The sequence below is a fragment of the Alienimonas chondri genome, from assembly GCF_013036045.1.
GTDB lineage: Bacteria > Planctomycetota > Planctomycetia > Planctomycetales > Planctomycetaceae > Alienimonas > Alienimonas chondri.
Window position 1 is genome coordinate 1 of the sequence record NZ_WTPX01000047.1, and the last position, 19,607, is coordinate 19,607.

Annotated in this window: 12 protein-coding genes and 1 pseudogene; 2 read left to right on the top strand and 11 right to left on the bottom strand. The window is 67.9% G+C overall.

Features of this window, described 5'->3' with window-relative positions; translation table 11 throughout:
* The 10 genes from LzC2_RS08925 to LzC2_RS21810 form a co-directional block, all read right to left on the bottom strand.
* Positions 1–3,866: secretin N-terminal domain-containing protein (locus LzC2_RS08925; RefSeq protein ID WP_315854598.1), on the bottom strand; the 3,866-nt coding region annotated here is incomplete at its 3' end.
* Between the two features lie 68 nt (positions 3,867–3,934).
* On the bottom strand, positions 3,935–5,902 hold the full coding sequence (locus tag LzC2_RS22810) for a cadherin repeat domain-containing protein (RefSeq protein WP_171186004.1): 1,968 nt from the start codon (positions 5,900–5,902) through the stop codon (positions 3,935–3,937).
* Positions 5,899–7,350: a type IV pilus biogenesis protein PilM gene (locus LzC2_RS08935; RefSeq protein WP_171186006.1), complete on the bottom strand. Its 1,452-nt coding sequence runs from the start codon at positions 7,348–7,350 to the stop codon at positions 5,899–5,901. Before LzC2_RS08935 ends, LzC2_RS22810 begins: the two co-directional genes overlap by 4 nt.
* Positions 7,351–7,440: 90 nt before the next feature.
* A complete protein-coding gene (locus tag LzC2_RS08940) occupies positions 7,441–9,150 on the bottom strand; it encodes a type II secretion system protein GspK (RefSeq protein ID WP_171186007.1) in 1,710 nt (569 codons plus the stop codon).
* Positions 9,147–10,001, bottom strand: a complete 855-nt coding sequence (locus LzC2_RS08945) for a prepilin-type N-terminal cleavage/methylation domain-containing protein (protein ID WP_171186010.1) — start codon at positions 9,999–10,001, stop codon at positions 9,147–9,149. The genes LzC2_RS08940 and LzC2_RS08945 overlap by 4 nt, the downstream gene beginning before the upstream one ends.
* A complete protein-coding gene (locus tag LzC2_RS08950; RefSeq protein WP_171186012.1) occupies positions 9,998–10,453 on the bottom strand; it encodes a hypothetical protein in 456 nt (151 codons plus the stop codon). The genes LzC2_RS08945 and LzC2_RS08950 overlap by 4 nt, the downstream gene beginning before the upstream one ends.
* Positions 10,450–11,109 carry a prepilin-type N-terminal cleavage/methylation domain-containing protein gene (locus LzC2_RS08955; RefSeq protein ID WP_171186014.1) on the bottom strand — a complete coding sequence of 220 codons (660 nt, stop codon included), beginning with the start codon at positions 11,107–11,109 and terminating at the stop codon, positions 10,450–10,452. The genes LzC2_RS08950 and LzC2_RS08955 overlap by 4 nt, the downstream gene beginning before the upstream one ends.
* Positions 11,106–11,585, bottom strand: a complete 480-nt coding sequence (locus tag LzC2_RS08960; protein WP_171186017.1) for a type II secretion system protein GspG — start codon at positions 11,583–11,585, stop codon at positions 11,106–11,108. The genes LzC2_RS08955 and LzC2_RS08960 overlap by 4 nt, the downstream gene beginning before the upstream one ends.
* Positions 11,586–11,713: 128 nt before the next feature.
* A complete protein-coding gene (locus tag LzC2_RS08965) occupies positions 11,714–12,949 on the bottom strand; it encodes a type II secretion system F family protein (protein WP_171186019.1) in 1,236 nt (411 codons plus the stop codon).
* A gap of 2 nt (positions 12,950–12,951) precedes the next feature.
* Complete coding sequence (locus tag LzC2_RS21810; RefSeq protein ID WP_349771130.1) at positions 12,952–14,667, bottom strand: GspE/PulE family protein; 1,716 nt, start codon at positions 14,665–14,667, stop codon at positions 12,952–12,954.
* Positions 14,668–14,738: 71 nt separating this feature from the next.
* On the opposite strand from LzC2_RS21810, the gene LzC2_RS22955 reads away from it, so the two are divergent.
* On the top strand, positions 14,739–15,029 hold the full coding sequence (locus tag LzC2_RS22955; protein ID WP_206678631.1) for a hypothetical protein: 291 nt from the start codon (positions 14,739–14,741) through the stop codon (positions 15,027–15,029).
* Here LzC2_RS22955 and LzC2_RS21820 read toward each other — a convergent pair.
* A pseudogene (locus LzC2_RS21820) lies at positions 14,933–18,502 on the bottom strand (secretin N-terminal domain-containing protein); the annotation flags it as partial. The gene LzC2_RS22955 and the pseudogene LzC2_RS21820 sit on opposite strands and share 97 nt — an antisense overlap.
* Before the next feature lies 1 nt (position 18,503).
* Between LzC2_RS21820 and LzC2_RS08980 the strand changes: the two are divergent.
* Positions 18,504–19,595, top strand: coding sequence for an EF-hand domain-containing protein (locus LzC2_RS08980; protein ID WP_206678634.1), 1,092 nt, complete (start codon positions 18,504–18,506; stop codon positions 19,593–19,595).
* The last annotated feature ends 12 nt before the right edge of the window (positions 19,596–19,607 follow it).

A 19,607-nucleotide genomic window follows, 5' to 3' on the forward strand; every position in this document is an offset into this window, starting at 1 on the left:
GGTTCCAGCGGCTCCGCCGGGGGGCCGAGGATCGGGCCGGGCGAGGCCGGCGGACCGTAGGACGACTGCGGATCGAACGACTCCGGCGGACCGTACGACGACGGGGGGCCGAGGGAGCCGGGCGGCACGAGTTGCCCGCCCTCGAACGCGGCGCCCGGCGGGAGGCCGATCGTCGGACCGAACAGGCCCGGCGTGTAGCCTCCGTGACCCGGTTCCGGCGGCACGCCGAACAGCGGGCCGTGCATCGCTTCGGCTTCGTGCTCCAGGTAGTGCATCCGATCGCTCTCGACCTGCTTGTGCAGTTCGAAGTCCGCGTCCGTGTAGATGATCCGCGGCGTCAGAAAGATCAGCAGCTCGCTGCGGGTCTTCACGGTGCTGTCGGTGCGGAACAGTTGGCCCAGGAACGGGATGTCGCCGACGTACGGCACCTTGCGCTCCTCGACGGCTTCCGAGGAGGTGATGATCCCGCCGATGACGACCGTCTGCCCGTTCGGCACGGAGACGAACGTGTCCGTAATCGTGACGTTCTTGATTGGGGAGGTCACCACGTTGCCGGTGGCGACGTCCGTGAAGATGGGGACGCCGGCGAAATCGAAGTTGCTCCGCTCCGCCCCGACCTGCATGAAGACGGTCCCGTCCGGGCTGATCCGAGGCGTGACCTGCAGGATCAGGCCGCTGCTGTCCCGCTCCGTGATCGGGATCGTCGAGTTATCGGTCACGCTCACCCCGGTGACGACGGGCACTTCCTGCCCGACCTGAATCCGGGCGAGTTGCTGGTCCAGAACCGTGACCTGCGGGCGGCTCAACACGTGGACCGACCGTTTCGCCGCCAGCGCCCGCAGCAACACGGAGACGTTGGCGCTGGAGGCGCTGAGCACGAACCCGCCGAATCCGAGTTCCGCGTTCGCCCGACCGAAGCCGAAGTTGTTCAGCCCCTGGACCCCCGTGCTCGCCGGGTTCGCGGCGACGTTGTTCCCCAGCGGGACCGAGGTGTTGTTGAAGTTGAAGCCCGGCGTGGTGCTTTGAGAGACGACCTGTTCCGTCGTCGTCTGCACGCCGTTGGGCGAGGTGATGGTTTGGGCGACCGTCAGCAGGTCCTCCGCGGCGGTGATGCCGCGATCGAACAGCACGCTGTCCTGGAAGCCGAGTTCGACGCCGAACTCGTCCGTGTTCGTCAGGTCCACCTCGACCAGCAACACCTGAATCGCGACCTGCGGCGGCGCCTCGTCGATCTCTTTGATCAGGCGGATCACTTCCTCGCGGCTGCGGTCCGACGCGAAGATCAGCAGTCGATTCGAAGAGGCCTCCGGGATGATGACGGTGTCCCGCTCGATCAACTCGCCCTGGGCCACGAACCCGGGCACCTGCGTGAGGAGCGTCCGCCGGCCGACGATCAGGTCGGAGAGGCTCTGCGCGACGGTCTCCGCCGGGGTGTTCAGCAGCTTGATGCTGAAGAGGCGTTGCCGGTTCCGGTTCTCGTCGTCCAACCGCAGCAGCACGGCCTCGACGATCGCCAGCGCGTCCGTACCGCCGATGGCGAGCACCGTCTGGGTGCGGTTGTCGGCGCTGAACCGCAGCGGGACGAGGGCGGAACCGGCGTCCGTGGTGCCTTCGAGCGTCACACCGGCCGGGGCGTCGGTCCCGGCGGCGGTGGAGTCGAAGAGTTCGTTCAGGATCTCGACGGCGGTTTCCGCGTCGGCGTTCTGCAAGGTGAACACCTTCACGTCGGCACGGGCGCCGCTGGGGGCATCCAGCGCCGCGACCAACGCCACCAACAGCGGCATGGTTTTTTCCGGCGCCGTCAGGATCAGCCGGTTCCCGGTGATGTCCGGGGCGACGGAGACGTCCGCCAGCAAGCCGCTGCGGCCGACCTCGCCGGTCGCGGTGACGTACTCGACGATCACGCTGCGGGCGGCCTGCAACGCTTGCGCGTCGGCCCCGCCGGCGTTCCCCCCGCCTCCGCCCTGCTGGGCCTGGGCCGGGTTGATGACGGCCCGAATCGCTTCGTTGATGGTGTCCGCGAGGGCTTCCGCGGTCGCGAATTCCAGCGCCACGACTTCCATCCGAGAGACCAGTCCGCTCTCCCCGCGATCAAGATCGCGAACCAGTTTGCGGACCTCCGCCAACCCGCTCGGCTGAGCGTTGACGACGAGGCTGTTCGTCCGCAGATCGGCGAACACGCGGATCTCCGGGAACAGCCCTTCCCGTTCCTCATAGAACGCTTCGATGGCTTCGGCGACCTGCGTCACGATCGCGTTCTCCAGGCGGAAGACCTCCAACTGGGTGCCCGGGGGCACCGGCTGATCGAGCTGCGTGGCGAGTTCGGCGACGGCGTCGAGGTCCGCGTCCGAGGCGATCACGATGACGGCGTTCGGCTTGCCGACCGGCAGAATGGTCACGCGACTGGGAGCCTCGTCGCCGCGATTCCGCAGGCGGGCCAGTTCGCCGTAGACCTCCGTCAGCAACGTGGCCAGCGGCACGCTGTCGACGTGCTTCAACAGCAGCAGTTGGATCTGCGGCTGCAGGCCGGCGGAGAGTTGCTCGAGCTGCGAGATCACCTTCACCACCGCGTCGACGTCCGCTTTGTTCCCGCGGATGATGAGGATGCCGGTGTCGCCGAATTCCTCCACCTGCACGTCGCTGCGCAGGTTCTCGATGATCCGCTGAACCTCCGCCGGGTTCCCCGTCATCCGGCTGATGGTTTCGCTCGACTCATTGCCGGGCGGCTGAGCGGCGGCGGGCGCGGCGGGCGCCGCTCCTTCCTGCCGGCGAAAGCGGGCCAGCGTGGTGAGGACGGGCTTCAATTCCCGGCTGAGGGCGACGGCGTTCGGTCCGCCCGCGACCACCTCCATGCCCCGCCCGGCGGCCGGTCCCTGGTCGATCGCGCGGAGCGCCTGAGCGACCTTCTCGGCCCGCTCGCCCGGGGCGGTGACGACGAGTTCGTCCTGCGTTTCGTCGACGCCGATGCTGAACACCGGCGTGCCGGCGGGGCTGGGATCCTTGACGACGCTGGTTCGGTAGGCGGCGAAGGCCGGAAACCCGCCGGGGCCGCGATCGACCAGCTTCGCCCGGTCGCCGATGGCGACCATCAGCGTGCGGGCGACGGCTTTGGCGTTTCCGCGGGCGACTCGCACGTTCACGGTGACCGGGGGCGCCGCATCGGCGGCGGCGACTTCGCCGGCGGTCAGTTCCAACGCCGGCTTGGCGCCGTCGCCGGCGGATTCGGCGTGGTCGGCGGTGCGGAGACGCTCGGCGGCGTAGCCGGCCGCGGCGTCGCGGGCCGTGCGACCGGCGGGACGCACTTCCTCGTCCCGCTGCGGCAGGACCGACGCGAAGTTCCGGCGACGGGGAGACGGCTCGGGCAGCGGCGTCACGCCGGTGCTCGGGTCGTGCAGCGGCGTGCCCTCGACGCCCGGGGCGGTCGGGCGGCGGTAGTCCTGCCGCACGCTGCGATCGCTGATGACGATCAGATTCTCGCCGACCTCGAGAATGCGGAATCCGTCCGGCTCCAGCCGTTGGTTCAGCATCTTGACCGCCTCGGCCCGCGTGTAGGCGCCACGGTCGAACCGGCTGAACCGGCCCGGCGGGATGTCCTTCATCACGAGGTTCGAGCCGCTTTCCTCCGCCAACTTCCGCAGCACCGTCGGCCACGGAGCATTGAAGTGACGCATCGTCACGCCGTTCTCCGCCGCCTCCGATGCGGGCCAAACGGGGTCGTCCGCTCGGCCGACGGCGACGCCGACGAGCAGTAGGAGCGCGGTCGCCGCCGACGCATTGCGACAGGAGCGAAAAGGAGGGAGCCGGTCCATCGGCGAACGTCCACGATCGGCGGGGGGGGCGGTGGCGTCCGCAGCGAATTTCGCCACGACAGACGCCGACGGCGGTCGGCAAACTCGACCGCATCGGCGCTATCGGCAAAGTCGACCCCGCCGGGTCAGTCGGATTCCGCGGCGCCGAAGGTTTCTTGAATCTCATCCGAGTCCGATCCGGCAGAAGTCGCATCGTCGACCGCCGGCGCCTCCGCTCCCGGCGCTCCGACAGCCGGTTCCTCCGCGGCCGGTTGCTCCGCGGCCGGTTCCTCAGTCTCCGCAGCGTCCGTCATCGGGGTCTCGGCGGCAAACTCTTCTGGCGTCGACTGATCGGCACTCGGGAGCGGATCGCTGTCGGAGGACTCCTCGTCGGCGGCATCCTCCGGCTCTGTCGAGGGGTCGGAGAACGCTCCACGGTCGACCGCGTCCGCCAGGGAACGACCCAGGTCGAGTTGAAGCCGTCGACCGTCTCGGGCGTACTCCAGCGTGTCGCGCCCGATCGTGAGCACCTCGCCCTGCACGCCCACCATGGAGAACGGATCGCCGGGCTTCAGCTTGGTCACCTGGTTCTCGGCTTGGTTGAAGAACGTGGCGACAGGTTCCCCGTCCCGTGTCGTGCGGCCGACGAACTTCACGAAGGGCCGCAGATCTTCCTGCACGGTGACCCGCACGGTCGTCTGGCCCGTCATCGGCGGGGAACCCTGATCCTCAGCTTGAATGACCAAGGTCATTTCTCCCGGTTGGAAGTCCTTCGGCACCTCCCAGCGGAATAGCCCGAAAAAGGAATCGATCGACGCTCCGGCCGGCGGGTCCGCCAAGCTGAAGGTGACGTCGTCGCCGTCTTCCGCATCGGAAGCGTCCGCTTCGATCAGCAGAACGTCGCCCGTATTCACCATCTGCGGCTCCACGCTGACGACGGTCGGCGGCGTATTGCGTTCCACCAGCGTCACCGAGACGGTTTCCCGCAGCGTCGTCGCGGGTTTGGGCACGACCGCGGACACTTCCAACTCGTAGTCGCCCGGCGGCAGATCGTCCGGGGGAGACCAGGTGAGCCGACCCTCCGCCGCGTCGAACTCGGCGCCTTCGGGGAGATCGGTGGCCGCGAACGTCGGGTCTCCGCCGCGGGAATCGAAGTCGGCGGCGGCCACGGTCAGCGAGTACGGATCGCCGCGCACCACGCGGGGCGGCGCCGTGATGTCCAGGCGGGGCGAGAAGCTCCGCGGCTTGCGGAACGGCCCGGTCTCGCTGAAGGCCAACAGGTCTTCGGGCAACGACGAGTGCGGCCAGAGCTGCAGAAACGTGCCGGCCGGCAACGTCGTCGGCGTCGTGCCTTCGGCGCCGCGGGAGAGCGTCCATCGCATCGACAGATCGCCGGCGTCCGTCTCTCCGTCGTGCGGCTCGACGTCCGTCACGACGAGGAACTCGTTCCCCGCCCGGACGGTGAATCCCGGTTCTTCCGGGAACGCGCCGCTGAGGCCGGGCGGCACGAGTACTTCCGCCGACTCCACGTCGGCCTCCAAGTCCGCGGCCAGCCGGGCGATCGGGAAAATTTCCTCTCGATCCGAGGCCGTCGGCAACGAAATCGCTTCCGCTTCGATCGTCACTTCGAGGTCGACGTCGCCCAGTTCCGAGGCGCTGAACACCTTGCTGGCATTGATTCGCTGCATCAGTTCGGTTCGCTCGAACCGATTGAGGAACGTTTCCAACTCGCCAAGCGTCGCCATCCCTCGAAGCTCGACGCGGACGGGCCGGAACTGCTCGCCGCGGCGCGCCTGGACCGGCCGCAGTTCGGCTTGCACCTCTTCCCATCCGCTCGCGACGGCCAGATCCTGCAACCACTGCGGATACAGACGTTCGGCGTAGCTGACGTCCGCCGGCAGACTCCGGCTGCGGGCCACGTTCACGCGAGACGCGGCGGCGGTGATCGCTTTCACCTGCTTCGACAGGCCGGCGGCCCGCTCGAACCGGCCGTCCAGCGTCGACTGCAGTTCGTCCACGGGGCCGGTCGTCATCGCGACGATCGGTCCACGCAGGAAATACCCGACGAGGAAGAGTCCCAGGAGGCCGGCGAGAATCTTTTCGTTGCGCTTCACGTTGCGGCTTCCCCATTCGTCGTTGCGGCGTCTCCCGGAACGGTCGGCGGTAGTTCGGCGGAGAGAGAAAATTTCACGGGATAGCCGGCCCGTCCGGTCACGTTGGAAGTCTGCGTCGGCCGGACGACGTAGCCCGCCGCGGCAAGATCACGCTCCACCAAACGCACGAGATCGGCGCTTTCCGCGAACCCGTCCGCCCGCACCGTCGCCCGATTGCGCGAGGTCGGCGGGGTGAGCTGAAAGTTCTCGAGGAACAGCCGATCCGTGCCTGGCAACAGGAGATCGAGCCGAGCGAGTTCCGCCCGGGAGTCCGTCGCCTCGCCGGACCACTCCGAGAGCGCCGCGTCTTCGATCAGCAGCGGTTCGTTCCGTTCAACCAAGGCGTCGTCCGCCGCGATCTGAGCGTCGAGGCCGGCGATCGTTTCCCGAAGATTCGATTTCTGCCGATCTAGGACGAACCAGCCGGCGCCCACGAGGACCGTGAGGACCGTCGCGGCCAGCAGCCCGGTGCGGAGGCGGGTGTCCTTCGGCGCCGGCCGACGACGCGGCGCGAGGAAGTTGATTCCGGGCGTCGTCTCCGCGCCGATCGCCAGTCCCACGGCTCCGCCGAAGCGTCCCGGATCCGCCAGCGCCGAATCGCCGCTGGCGCCCAGCGGTTCCCATCCGGTCGCGGGATGCGGCGTGCCGCCGAACCGCTCGACGAGTTGCGGCGCCAGTCGGTCCGCCCCCTTCCCGAGCGCCCAAACCGACGTGAGGCCGTCCGTCTGGACCGAGCCGTGCGAAACCAGCACCCGACTGCACTCGGAGAGCAGCGAGCGTTCCCATTGCGCATCGCTTTCCGCCGACGGGTGGGCGGAGTGCGTGTGGGTCACGCGGGCGCCCTCGGGGCCGACCGACAGCAGCGTCAGTTCCGCGAATTCGCCGTCGCGAGAGACGACCAAGGAGTTGCCCGCTGCAAGCTCGCGGGTGGCGACCATGCGGGCGAAGCCCACCGGGTTCAGACCGACCGTTGCGAGTTCCAGCCCGGCGGCGGACATCGTCCCCTGCACCTCGGCCAGCAACTTGCTCGGAATCATGGCCAGCAAAGCGGCCCGACCGAGATTCGCTCCTTCCCCGGTGGGAAGCGGCAGCGGCAGGAAATCCAACGCCAACTGATCCAACGGCGCCGCGCTCTTCGTCGCGGCCTGCATGCGAACGAGATCGGGCAGGTCGTCGTCCGAAACGGCCGGCAAATCGAGGTGCCGGACCGTCGCCCTAGACCGCGGCAACGCGACGACCGCCCGCTTCGCCCCGATCTTCGCCTTGGACAAAGCGGCCTTCAGGCCGTCGCCCGTCAGCGGCGCCGAGATCTCGAACGGACTGCGGACCGCGCCGGCGCCGTCCACGACGCATCCGCGCAGCGGGTCGTCCCCTGTGCGAGGCCAGACGAAGGCGAGCGTGTCGGCCATTTGTTGCGAGGTCGACCGAGTGCGGGGACAAGATGGGTTAGGAAAACTGTGCAGCCGATCAGGGCCGTCGGCAAGGGGCGTCGCGGCAGATCAGGGGCTGAACAGCAGCGATCGGGGCACGCCTCGGCCGAGGTCGGACAGGTCGCGCATCTCCACCACCCGGGCGGGATACGCCGTGCCGTCGATGACCGCTTCGATCCGCACCGCCGGCCCGCCGCCTTCCACGAATCCCACCGAACGGACGCGGAAGAATCCGCCGCGGCAGGTGAGAAACGGGTCCAACCGGCGGAGCGTCGGCAGATCGGTCAGTCCCTCGGCGACCAGCCAGAACGGCGTGAGGCGTCGGGCGTGCATGTCCGGCAACGCCTCCCCGCTCGCCCCGATCATGCGGGCGGCGTCGATCGACTCCGCCAGCGATTCCGTCATCCCGGGCACGCCCAGCAAGGCGCCCATGCGGGCCTGATTGACGTTCACCCGCCCGCGGATCAATTCGGTGTCGAAGACCGTCATCTGCTCCAGCAAGCCGGGCAGTTCGTCCGTCATGGTCGCCGACGAGAAGGGGCTTTGCAGGACGGTCAATTCCCCGTCCACCTCGATTTCCACTTCTCGATCGATGAGGTCGAAGAAGCTGCCGAGGTCCGTGGTCGCCCCGCCGGACAGATCCATGCCGGCCCGCGTCACGGTCAGCTCCTCGTCCGCCCCGCCGATCAAGCCGGCCAACGCTCCGGCCATCGCATCGACCTGCTCTTGCTCGGTTTGAGTGGGGGTCGTCGGGTTGCCGTCTTCGTCGAAGCCTTCCTCCACGAGGTCGTCGATATCCGCGTTCGGGTCCAGGCTGTCGGAACTGTTCTCCGGGTCGATCGGGCCGGCGATTCGGTAGGCGACGATGAACTGAGCGGTGTCCGTATCGAACGTCTCTTCCAACGTGTCGAACAGATCGGTGAGGACGCCGTCGTTCAGATTGATCTTGGCCTCGCCGTCGGCGTTCAGGTTCGGCTCGCCGCCGTGCACGGTCAGGTAGGCGGTCCAGCCGACGTCCAGCAATCCGTCGGCGTTATCCGGCGGGTAGGTGGCGTCGCCGTCGTTCTCGCCGGGGTCGAGCAGGCCGTTGCGATTGGCGTCCTCGCCGTACAGCAACGCCGGCGTGACGCCCTGCACGAGCATCAGTTCCTCGACGCTGTCGATCGGCCCGTTACGCGGCGAACGCGGCGGATCGAGCGAAGCGTACGTGTCGTATTCGGCTCCGAACTCCCGGGCGTCGTCGTCGTCATCGACATAGTCGAGGATCGAATCCGCCAGCTCGTCCGTCATCCCGGGCACCCCCAGGAGAAGGGTTCGCTGTTGAGTTTCCGACAGTTCCTCGCCGCGGACGGAGATGTTCAGCAGGCCGTTCACATCCAGTTTGCCCGACTCGTCGATCAGGCCGAACCGCAGCAGGGAGCCGGTCGGGTCGCCTTCGACGGGGGCGAAGACGGTGAATCGGCCGTTGCCCAGCGGATCCGACGATGGGGCGACCAGCACGCCCTGTAATGCCGCGGGTTCATGATAAACCGGCGGCGGAGCGGACGGGGCGATCGTTCCCTCATCGACCAGCGCGAGGGCGAGGGCGACGCCGCTGTCCGCACAGGCCCGGCTGCGGGCGGCGTTGCCGTGGGCGTTGGCGGCGGCCTTCTCCGCGATCATCCGTTCCGTGAAGCCGTAGACGCCGAACGTCAGCAGCAGCACGAGCACCAGCACGACCAGCAACGCGGAGCCGGTGCGGCGACCGACGAGGGAGCTCGAACGAGAAAAGCGGTTCATAGCCCCGCCTCCGCGTTGGGTTCGCTGAGGGGGGGGCAAACGACCAATCGCGTGACGACCGGCGCCCGATTGCCGATCTCGCCGCCGGCGACGTAGGCGTTCGGCGGACCGTCGAGGTCGATTTCCAGCGACACCTCCACCGCCCGAGGCAGGGAGCCGGAGAACGTGGAGTCCCAGGAGTCGACCCAATCCACGCCGTCGAAGTAGCGAACGGCCATTCCGGTCACCTCCGGCGCGAGCGTTTCCGCGGCGAGGATCAGCGAGTTCAGATCGTTGGTCTCCTCGGCGGAGACGACCGCGGACGTGTCGGCCTCGGAGCGCGCCAGCCCGGCGCCGTCGCGCTCGGCGACCGCCGTGGAGACCGCCCCGCCCTGCCCCGCCAGGAACCAGGTGACGGTCCGGAGATCGCTCTCCCGAGCCGGCGCGGAGGCCCCGTCGCGGGGGGGCAGCGTCGTGTAGAGCGTCAACGTCTCCGCATCGCCGATCAGTCCAACCAGCGGCACCGGGAGGAGTTCTCCCGTTCCCTCGTCCGTGTCAGCGACCGTTGACGAGACCGAAGACGTGGACGAATCGAGCGACGAGCCGTCCGCGGAGGCGGAGTCATCCGCGGGGGTCTCGTCTTCAACGGCGAGCGGCTCCGCGAAACGGACGCTGCGAAGATCCGTCAGCAGTCGGCTGCGAATCGCTCGCGCGATCTGCTGCTCCGCCGAGGCGTCGCGGCCCATCGTCGTGACGCGCCGGAAGGTCTCCAGGCCGGCGTAGACGCCGGCCATCACGACGACCAACAGGCCCATCGCCAGGAGCACCTCGATCAGCGTGAAGCCCGAGGCTCGATGCGCAGGCGCTCTCATAGCGAGGTTCCTCCCGCGCTCTCCGAAACTTGCGCATCGAGCAGCACCGCGGGGTCGCGAATGAACTGCTGCAGGCGGAACGCTTCGTCCGGCGATCCCCGCAAGCCCTCATGCGTGATGACTACGGTGAGGTTCAGCAGCCCGTCCGCCGGGCCGGCCGCGACTTCGACGGAATACGACCACAACCCGTCATCGTCCGTCAGCGGCACGCCGGCCGAGGTCTCCAGCGGTTCGATCCCGGCGAGAACCTCGTTCAGCTTCGTCGTAGCCAGTTCCTCGGCCTTCGTCCGCAACCGGGCCTGATCCGCGGAGCGCACGCCCAACGAGACGTGCTGACCAAGCACGGCCAGCGCTCCGACCAGCAGGACGAGCGCGAGAAAAACCTCGTAGAACGTGATGCCGTCCCGTGTCGCGGGGTAGGAACGGCGTGCCCGGCGCGGGGTTCTCGTCATCGCGACATGCTCCCGGCGTTCGGAGTTCCGAGCGTCGGGCCGCCCAGCGTCGGGACGGGGACCGGTTCGATGCTCGCGGTCCCCGTCAGGCTACGGACCGCTACGCGGACGCCGCCTCGTTCATCCGAGATCGTCACGAACGCTTCCGCCGCGGTGCCGTCCGGCTGGAATCGAATTGGGGGCGCCCATTGAAGTTGAGCGAGCTGGGATGCGTCGGGCAGGCCGAGGAAATAGTCCGCCGTCGGCCGTCCAGTCGTCAGCGAGAGCGCCCCGTCGGACGGGAACGTGACGCCTTCGGACAGCGTGCCCGCGCTGACCGGGACCCAGTCCGTCACGGCGTCCGGATCAGCGGAGCCGGCCTCACGCTCCGCCGGGACGACGACCCAGCGATCGCCGCCGGACTCGGCGCGGAACTCGTAGACGACGCCCTCCTGCACGGCGTTCAACCGGGCGCGGGTGAGGTCCGACCGCACCGCCTCAGCGCTCTGCTTGAGGGCGTAGTCGCCGAAGATCCGCAGGGCGACGGGCGAGATCAGCGCCGCGATCGTGGCCAGCACGACCAGCACCAGCAGGATCTCGACCAACGTGAAGCCGGCGCGGCGCCGGCCTGCGGGACGTTGCTCGGCAAACCGTCGGTGGGGGCGGGCGGAGATCACGTCCCGACGGTCGACCAGTTGTTGATGTCGTCTCCGCCGCCGTCCTCATTCTGGCCGTTGGGGCCCGCGCTCCAGATGTCCGGGTCGGTGCTGATCGTCTGGTTCTTCGCCGGGAACTGATAGAACAGCGGCTCGCCCCAGCCGTCCTTCGGCGACTCCCGCAGGTACGGGTCGACGTTCCGGCCGTCAATCGGCTCGGGGTTCATCAGCAGCTGGTTCACCTCGTCCGCGGAACCCGCCGGCGGGCGACCGTTGTGGTCGATCGCATACTGCTCGATCGCGCTCTGATAGGAGGTGATCTTCACGCGGGTCGCGTTGATGTTGGCCTTCTGCTGCGAACCGAGCAGGTTCGGCACGACCAGCGCCGCGATCACTCCCAAGATCGCCAGCACCAACAAGACTTCGACGAGCGTAAAACCGCCGCGCATCCGGGCTTGCTCAAGTCGAACGGGGCGGAGGGGAACGGGGCGACGCATCGATACGAACTCGGCGGGGGAAATGGGGCGAGGCTTCAAGGATGAAACCCCGGCGGGGGGACTGAGGTTTCGGGTCGATCGCCCGGGTGCGACAATCGACCCGTGATCGGGACGACGAAGCAACGCAGTCAGGCGATGCCGCTGCTCTTGAGGATGGGCAACATCAGGGCGATGCACAGGAACAAAATCGCCCCGGCCATCACCGTGAGCATGATCGGCTCCAGCAATCGCACGAACAGGTCCAATTGGCGGGCGGTGTGCCGTTCCGTGGCGTCGGCGATGTCGATCAGCACCTGCTCCAGATTGTTCGCCTCTTCCCCGACGGCGATCATCTCGGTGACTTCCTCCGGGAATTGACCGGACGAGGCCAGCGGACCGGCGATGCTGCGGCCGGCGGTGATGCTCTCCGCGGCGGTCTCGATCGCGGCGCTGAGCACCCGGTTCCCGGTGGCGTCCTTGGCGATCCGCAGACTTTGCAGGATCGGCACGCCGTTGTGCAGCAGCGTGCCGAGGATCCGGCAAAACCGGGCGATCGCCAGGTTGCGAGCGATCGGGCCGAATCCGATTTCCTTCTTGCCGACCTTCCAGCCGAATAGTCGAACCTGGTCGAAACGGAGCCGACCTTCCTCCGTATCCCGAACGTAACGAACTAGCAGATAGCCGCCCGCGATCACGGCCGCGACGATGACCAGCGCCCACTGGCTGCGGAGCACGTCGCTGGCCGCCATCAGAAACGAAGTGGCCGCGGGGAGGTCGCCGGTGGAGGCCATCCGCTCGAAAATCGGCGCGAAGTTCGGCACGAAGAACGTGACCATCCCGATCACGATTGCGCTGCCCATCACCAGCAGAAAGACCGGATAAACCAGCGCCCCGAGCACCTTGCCCCGCAGTTCCTGCTGGTGCTCGGTGAAGGCGGCGATGCGTTTGAGCACGTCTTCGAGGAAGCCGCCCTCCTCGCCCGCGGTGACCATGCTGACAGCCAGTTCGCTGAACGCCTTCGGGTGGCGACGCATCGCATCGGCAAGCCGGTTCCCTTCGGCGACCTCGGCCCGCACGTCCTCCAGCACCGCCTGCAACGCCGGGGCCGCGCTCTTCCGCTCCAGCAGTTCGAGGCTGCGCAGCAGCGGGACGCCGCTCTTCAGCAGGTCGGAAAGCTGCGAGTAGAAGGCGGAGAGGTGCTTGCCGCCGACCCGTTTGACGCCGGCTTTCGCCTTGGACTTGGCCGCATCATTCAGTTCGACCGACAGCGGGAACAGGCCGCGTCCAGCCAGCGTGGTGAGCGCATCGCGCTCCGCGGCGGCGGTGATCGTGCCCGTCAGCGAGGCGCCGGAGGCGTCGCGAGCGGTGTAGGCAAAATCCGGCACGGTTAGTCCATGTCCCCTTTGGTGACCCGAACGATCTCTTCCACGCTGGTTTCACCCTGCAGGACGCGTTGCCAACCGCTGTCGCGAAGCGTCGTCATGCCTTTGTCGCGGCCGTAGCGCCGGATGAGGTCCGTCGAGGCGCCCTCGGCGACCATCTGTCGCAGGCCGTCGTCGGAGACCAGCAGTTCGAAGATACCGGTTCGGCCGCGATAGCCGGTCTCCGAGCAGGCTCGACATCCGACGGCTTTGAAGAGCGTCGCCGGCGCCTCGCCCTTGGTGCCCGGCGGCATGTCGCGAGGATTGAAGTCGTATTCCTGCTTGCAGTCCGGGCAGAGCTTCCGCACCAGTCGCTGGGCGAGGATCGCCTCGACGGTGCTCGCGACGAGGTAGCTCTCGACGCCCATGTCGATCAATCGCGTGAACGACCCGGGGGCGTCGTTGGTGTGCAGCGTGCTGAACACGAGGTGGCCCGTGAGGCTCGCCTGGATGGCCGCCTGAGCGGTCTCGCCGTCCCGGATTTCCCCGATCAGCACCACGTCCGGGTCATGCCGCAGGATGCTCCGCAAGCCGGCGGCGAACGTCAGGCCGACCTTGGAGTGCACCTGAATCTGGCTGATGCCCTCGGACTGGTATTCAACCGGGTCTTCGACGGTGATGACTTTCACCTCCGGCGATTTGATCTCGTTGAGGGCCGAATACAGCGTCGACGACTTACCCGAACCGGTCGGGCCGGTGACCAGAATGATGCCGTTCGGCTGGGCGCAGGCGAGGCGGAACGGCTCGATAACGTTCGGCGGCATCCCGACGTTCTTGAGGTCGAACGTCATCCGCGACTTATCGAGAAGTCGCATGACGATCCCCTCGCCGTGGATCATGGGGATGATCGAGACGCGAACGTCGATCTCCCGGCCCTTCACCCGCAGCTGAATCCGGCCGTCCTGGGGGCGGCGTTTCTCCGCGATGTTGAGCCGCGACATGATCTTCAACCGCGTGATCATCGCGTTTTGAAAATGCACAATCTCCGGCGGCATGGGCTGCAATCGCAGCACGCCGTCCACGCGAAAGCGAATCGTCAGGCCGCGTTCGGCCGGCTCGATATGAATGTCGGAGGCGCCTTTGTCCAGCGCCTCGACCAGCAGTTCGTTGACCAGCTTGATGACGCTGGCGGCCTGAGCCTCCTCGGCTTCCTCGCCGAGGTCTTCGCCGAGATCCTCCAGCAGTTCGACGCCCTCCTCCTCCCGCCGGGCGACCAGCGCGCTGACGGTGTCGCCGCCCACGCCGAGGTGGGATTTGATCAGGCCGGCGATGTCGTCGCGCCGACTGAGCGCCGGGATCAGGCTGAGGCCGGAGAGCGAGCTGAGTTCGTCCAACCCTTCCAGATCGAACGGATCGCTGGTGGCGACGACCACGCGGCCGTCCCGCTCGTGCAGCGGGAGCAGCGTGTGGCGGAAGATCGGCGCCGCGGGGAACCGCTGGAGCAGCCCCGGTTCGACCTCGAAGTCTTTCAGATCGACGTAGGGGAAGCCGAGTTCGTCGCCGATGGCGGCGAGCGCCTCCTGCTCCGAGATCATTCCGAGGTCGACCGCCGTTTGATCGACCCGTCGACCGCTGCGGCCGGCCCGCGCCGTCTGGAGTTGATCGTCGGTCAGCAGCCCGCGGCGGACGTGGGGGGCGGTAAGATGGACCTCGGAGCAATGCTGGCCCGCCGCGTTCAGCACCGCCGCCGCCGCCGCCGCGGTTCTGCATCATCTGTTGGAGAAACATCGCCCGCGCCGCATCGCGACCGGCGTTGTCGTCGCCGCTCGACCGGGTGGACGCCGCCGCGGCTCCCGAAGAACCGGTCGAACGCGGGGATCGCACGATCGAGCCGCCGCCGCTGACGCGGGGCATCATGGAGCTGAGGGCCGCCGTGACGCTGCCCGGGTCGGCGTCGCGAAGCGTCATGAACTGCACGCCGCGCTCGGCCTCCTTCGCGGCGGTGTCGAGATCCGTCACCAGAGATTCGACTTGCTGGTACAAGCTCTCCGGGGCGGAGACGATCAAGCGACTGGTGCGCGTATCCACGCCGATGGTCAGTTGAACCGACGCCGCGTCGCCGCCGCCGCCCGCCATCCCGCCCATCAACATGGCGAGCGGATTGTCGCCGCCGCCTCCTCCGCCGCCGCGTCCGCTGCGTCCGCGGGACGCGGCTTGAGCCGCCATTCCCTCGGCGGTTTGTTCTTTGAAGACTTCGCTGACGATCTCCGCCACCTCTTCCACATCCGCGTGCAGCACGGGAATCGTGCGGGGGAGGCTATCCCGGGCGTTGTCCGGGCGACTGTCCGCATCGAGCACCGTGAGAAGTTGCTCGACCTGCCGAACCCCGGCCCGCGGTCCCTGAACGTACAGGGCGTTGGCCCGAATGTCCGGGACGATCTTCAACGTGGTCGGGCCGCCCATCGAACTAATGCCGGCGACGTCCATCAGCGTGCCGCCGAAGTCGGACAGGCCGGAGGCCATCGTGCCCACCATCGTGCCGTCGGTCCCGGTTCCCGCGACGCTGGCGGCGGGAATCAACTTATCCAGCGTCTCCGCGGTCAGGGTCGCATCCGCATTGACGAGGTAAAACACGTTCCAGCCGTCGTCCGGCGGGATCAGCGCACCCAGCCGGGTGACCAGGTCTTCCAAATCGTTGAGCTTCTGCTCGTCCTCGGAATAAAGCACGAGTTGTCCGTCCAGCACCGTCATGGTGACGGGGGCGTTCGGGTTCGACGAGGCCTGCGACCCGCCGTTCGTCGACGCGGGCGGCGCAGCGGCCGTCGGGGGGAGCGCCTCGTCAGCGGGGGCGGCGTCCGGCGATGAATCCCCTTGCTCCCGGGGCTGGATCGCCTCCTGCGGTAGCGAGAAGTCGCCGCCGCCGAAGCCGCGCGGGGGAGCGAACAGGCGGGCTTCGTCCTGGCTCGAATCGACGGCGGGGACGGGATTGGCGGGAGCGCCGCCGGGCGTGCCGCGCCGCTCGATGGCCGGCGGGGCGGACGGGGTGACGATGCGAATGGGACTGGAATCGCGGATCTCCCACATCTGTTTGAGCAACGGGACCATGCGGTCCGGGTCTCGTCCGCCCAGCGAAAGCGTCCGCAGCGTGCCGCCTTCGGTCCGCTGGCCGGTGCCGTCTTCGCCGAGTTGCAGCAACAGGTCCCGAATCTCCGACACCTGATCCGGCGACGCCCGCACCAGCAGGCGCCGGCCGAGCGGGTCCGGCTCCACCACGGGGGCGCTTTCGCCCTCGGCGATGAACATATTATTGAGGGTCAGCGTGACGCTGAGCGGATCGAGCCGCGAGAGCGGAATCACCGTCGACACGCTGGTGGCCGTGCCGCTGCCGTCGATCGATCGGATCATCGAACCGATTTGATCCTGCTGCGACGGTGAAGCATAAATCTGAATCGTCTTCGCCCGACGATCCTCGTTGACCACACTGCCGGGGTACATCGCTTCGACAGTCTTGGCGACCTCGCCCGCGTCGGCGGTGTCGAGCTTGTAGCTCTCGAACACCGGCCGACTGGAACCCCGAGACAGCATGTTGCCCGAGGCGTCCTCGCTGACGTCGATCGCTTCGACGATACTTTTGACGACCCGCATCTGTACGGGATCGGCCGTGACCAACAGCGTGTTGGTGCGGTCGTCCGGGGTGACGGAGGTTTCCGCCGACCCCTGCGGACTGCGACGCCCGTCGCCGTTGGAGGCGGAGACGTTCGCGACCAGCGGGGGCAGACCGAGCTGCGTCCGCACGGTCTGGGCCGCGTCGTACGCATCGAGGTGTTGCAGAGGGATCTGCTCGAAGAGCACTTCTGCGCCAAGGTTCTCCAGCAACTGCACGATCCGACGGACGTTCCCGCCGGTGTCGCGGATCACGACGCTGTTGGTGGCGGTCAGCGCCGCGGCCTCGCCCTGCGGGCCGAGCAACGGGCCGATTTCGCCGACGGCCTCGCGGGCTTCGCCGCGTTCCAACGGCAGCACGACGCGGATCAATTCGTTGTCGCCGCGTTCGTCCAGTTGATCGAGGGGGACGTCCGGGACGAGGTTCGGCGGGATGCCTTCGTCGATGTTGGCGACGATCAGGAACCGGTCGCGGCGAACCAGCACGTACCCGCGTTGCAGCAGGTAGCCGTTGAGGATGTCCAGCGCTTCCGTCGGGGTGTACTCGCCGTCGTCAAAGTAATTGAAGGTTCCGGGCGGAATCGGGCCGGGGTCCAGCGTCAGGCCGGCGAACTCGGCGAATTCCCGCAGCACCGGCTCCCAGGGGGCGTACCGAAAGTTAAAGCTCATCAGGTCCTGACCGGCCGGCTCTTCGACTCGGGCGACGGACGGTTCCGAAGCATCCTCGTCAGCAGGGGCGTCGGCATCGACGGACAAGTCGGCCGCAGTTTCCCCGGGTTCGTCCGCCCGCATCGACGGACGACCGAAGTCGATCGTGCTGGTCGCCCCTTCGGGAACGGCGGTGTCGAATTCACGCAAGGCTCCGACCTGAGCGCCGGTGACCCTACCGGCGGCGCCTCCGCCCCGGCCTCCGTCGCCGCGACCGGGACGGAGCTCGTACTTCGGCTCCTCGCCGATCTTCTGCTCGTAGCTCTTCCGCTGCTCGTCCGTCAGCTGGGAGAACATCTTCTCCTGCAACTGCTTCTGAAACTCCGGATCGCGAAACTTCCCCCAGTCGCCGGACTCGCGGATTTTCTGAAACGCCTGGTCCCGAACCTCCCGCATCTGCTCCCGCTGTTCGTCGGTGAGGTTCAGCGCTTTGGCCGCGTCGTCGCTGTCGACCAAAGCAGACGGGCCGCGGGAACGGAGCTGCAACTGCTCGTACCGCTCCCGCTGTTTGTCGGTGAAGACCTCCGCGGACTGCTTCTGGAACTTCTCCTCGGAGGCGCGGAACATCTCGCCCATTTTTTCGCGAACCTTTTGCCGCTCCTCGTCCGTCGCGGCGTTGCGGAACATCTCCCCGATCGATTCGCGGTCGATGCCCTCGCGGGAGGCCTCGCGTAACTCGCGGAGCTTTTCGACCTGTTGCTCGCTCAGGTCGACCTCCTCGCGGAAGCCTTCCAGTTCAAAGAGTTCCTGACCACGACCGCCGGGACCGCCGCCGGGGCCTCGCTGGGCGGCGGCCGGGACGGCAAGCGCCGCCAACAGACAGACGGAGAGAGCGACGCGACGACCGACCCCGGGGCCGAGGGGACGTGGCGGGTACGACGTCAGGCGGGACATGCGGCGGGCGGGAGAGGGAACGTGGTCGGGGGAGACGTCCGACGCGAGGGCGAACGGAAATGCTAAGGGCGTCGGGAGGGTCGGTCCACGGGCCGCATGACGCGGCCCGCCGAGTTCGTCCGCGATCCGTCGGACGGCACGGATCAGGGCGGCGGGGGCGGGGCGTGGTCGAATGGAAACGCTTTCCGACAGGATCAAACCGGAACCTCCGAACCCGGTCCGGGGTTCTCTATAATAGTTCAACCCCGCGGATCCGCCGGGGGACCTTGGAAAATCTGTGACACCCATGATCCACCGCATTCTTCCACCCATCGTGCCGCTCTTCGCGATCGCAGCGGTTCTGTTCCTCTTCGCCGAGGACGCTGCTGCACAGCGAGGACCGCGTCCCGGAGGGATGCGAGGCGGCCCGCCCGGACAGGGCGGCCCGCCGCAGCGCGGCGACGATTACCGCGGCGATCGGGGAGGAGACCGGGGCGATCGCGGGGACCGCGGAGGAGACCGCGGCGACCGCGGGGGACCGCCCCAGCGGGGGGGCGGCGACGATGGAGGCGAGGTCTCTCGCGAACGTCGCATCTTCGATTACGTCTGGAGCCGCGTGGACAAGAACGGCGACGGCAAGATCACCCGTGACGAAACCGGCGACGATCGGGTCAAGCAGTTCATGAGGGAACGCGGGATGGAACCCAATCAGACCTACAGCCGGGACGATTGGAACCAGAAGGCCGTCGAGTACGAGGACAAAAAGGCCACCGAGGCCGAAAACGAGGGGGAGGAAGAACGCCGCAACCGCCGGTCCGGCGGCGACGACGGCGACAATCGCCAGACTCGCGAACGCTCCTCCGGCGGCCCGTCGTACGTCCGCGGCGGTTCCAAGGACGGCAGAGGCCGCCCGGTTCGCGTGACGCGCGATCTGCCGGAGGCGTTCGGGGAGTTCGACGTGGATAAGGACGGACAAATCGGTTTGTACGAGTGGCGGAACTGGAACCGGGCGTTGCTGGCGGAGTTCCTCGAACTCGACCGGGACGGCGATGGGTACCTCACCCCCCGCGAACTCGGCGAAGCCGACGCCCGGGATTACGCCCGGGGCGAGTCCGCCCTGCCGTCTCTCGCCGCGAGTTTCACCGAGCCGACGCAGTCCGACGCCCCGGCGATGACCGGCGCCGCCCGCCCCGCCCCCTCTGCGGCGCCGTCCGACGAACCGGTGGAGATCAGTGCCCGCGACCAGGCGGCGGCGGAACGCTACTTCAAGCTGCTCGACGCCGACCGGAGCGGCAGGATCAGCCTGCCCGAGTGGGACAAGAGCGAGCGGCTGAAGCCGAAGTTCGAAGCGGTCGGGGCGAACCTCGCCTCGGAGCTGGACCTCGACGCGTTCGTCGCTGCTTACGCCAAGACGTTAGCGGGTTGAGGACGCTCGCCG

Bases quoted from the DNA above. Each gene is read 5' to 3' on its own strand.
- LzC2_RS08935 (WP_171186006.1), bottom strand. From the start codon at position 7,350: ATGGCCGACACGCTCGCCTTCGTCTGGCCTCGCACAGGGGACGACCCG.
- LzC2_RS08940 (WP_171186007.1), bottom strand. From the start codon at position 9,150: ATGAACCGCTTTTCTCGTTCGAGCTCCCTCGTCGGTCGCCGCACCGGC.
- LzC2_RS08945 (WP_171186010.1), bottom strand. From the start codon at position 10,001: ATGAGAGCGCCTGCGCATCGAGCCTCGGGCTTCACGCTGATCGAGGTG.
- LzC2_RS08950 (WP_171186012.1), bottom strand. From the start codon at position 10,453: ATGACGAGAACCCCGCGCCGGGCACGCCGTTCCTACCCCGCGACACGG.
- LzC2_RS08960 (WP_171186017.1), bottom strand. From the start codon at position 11,585: ATGCGTCGCCCCGTTCCCCTCCGCCCCGTTCGACTTGAGCAAGCCCGG.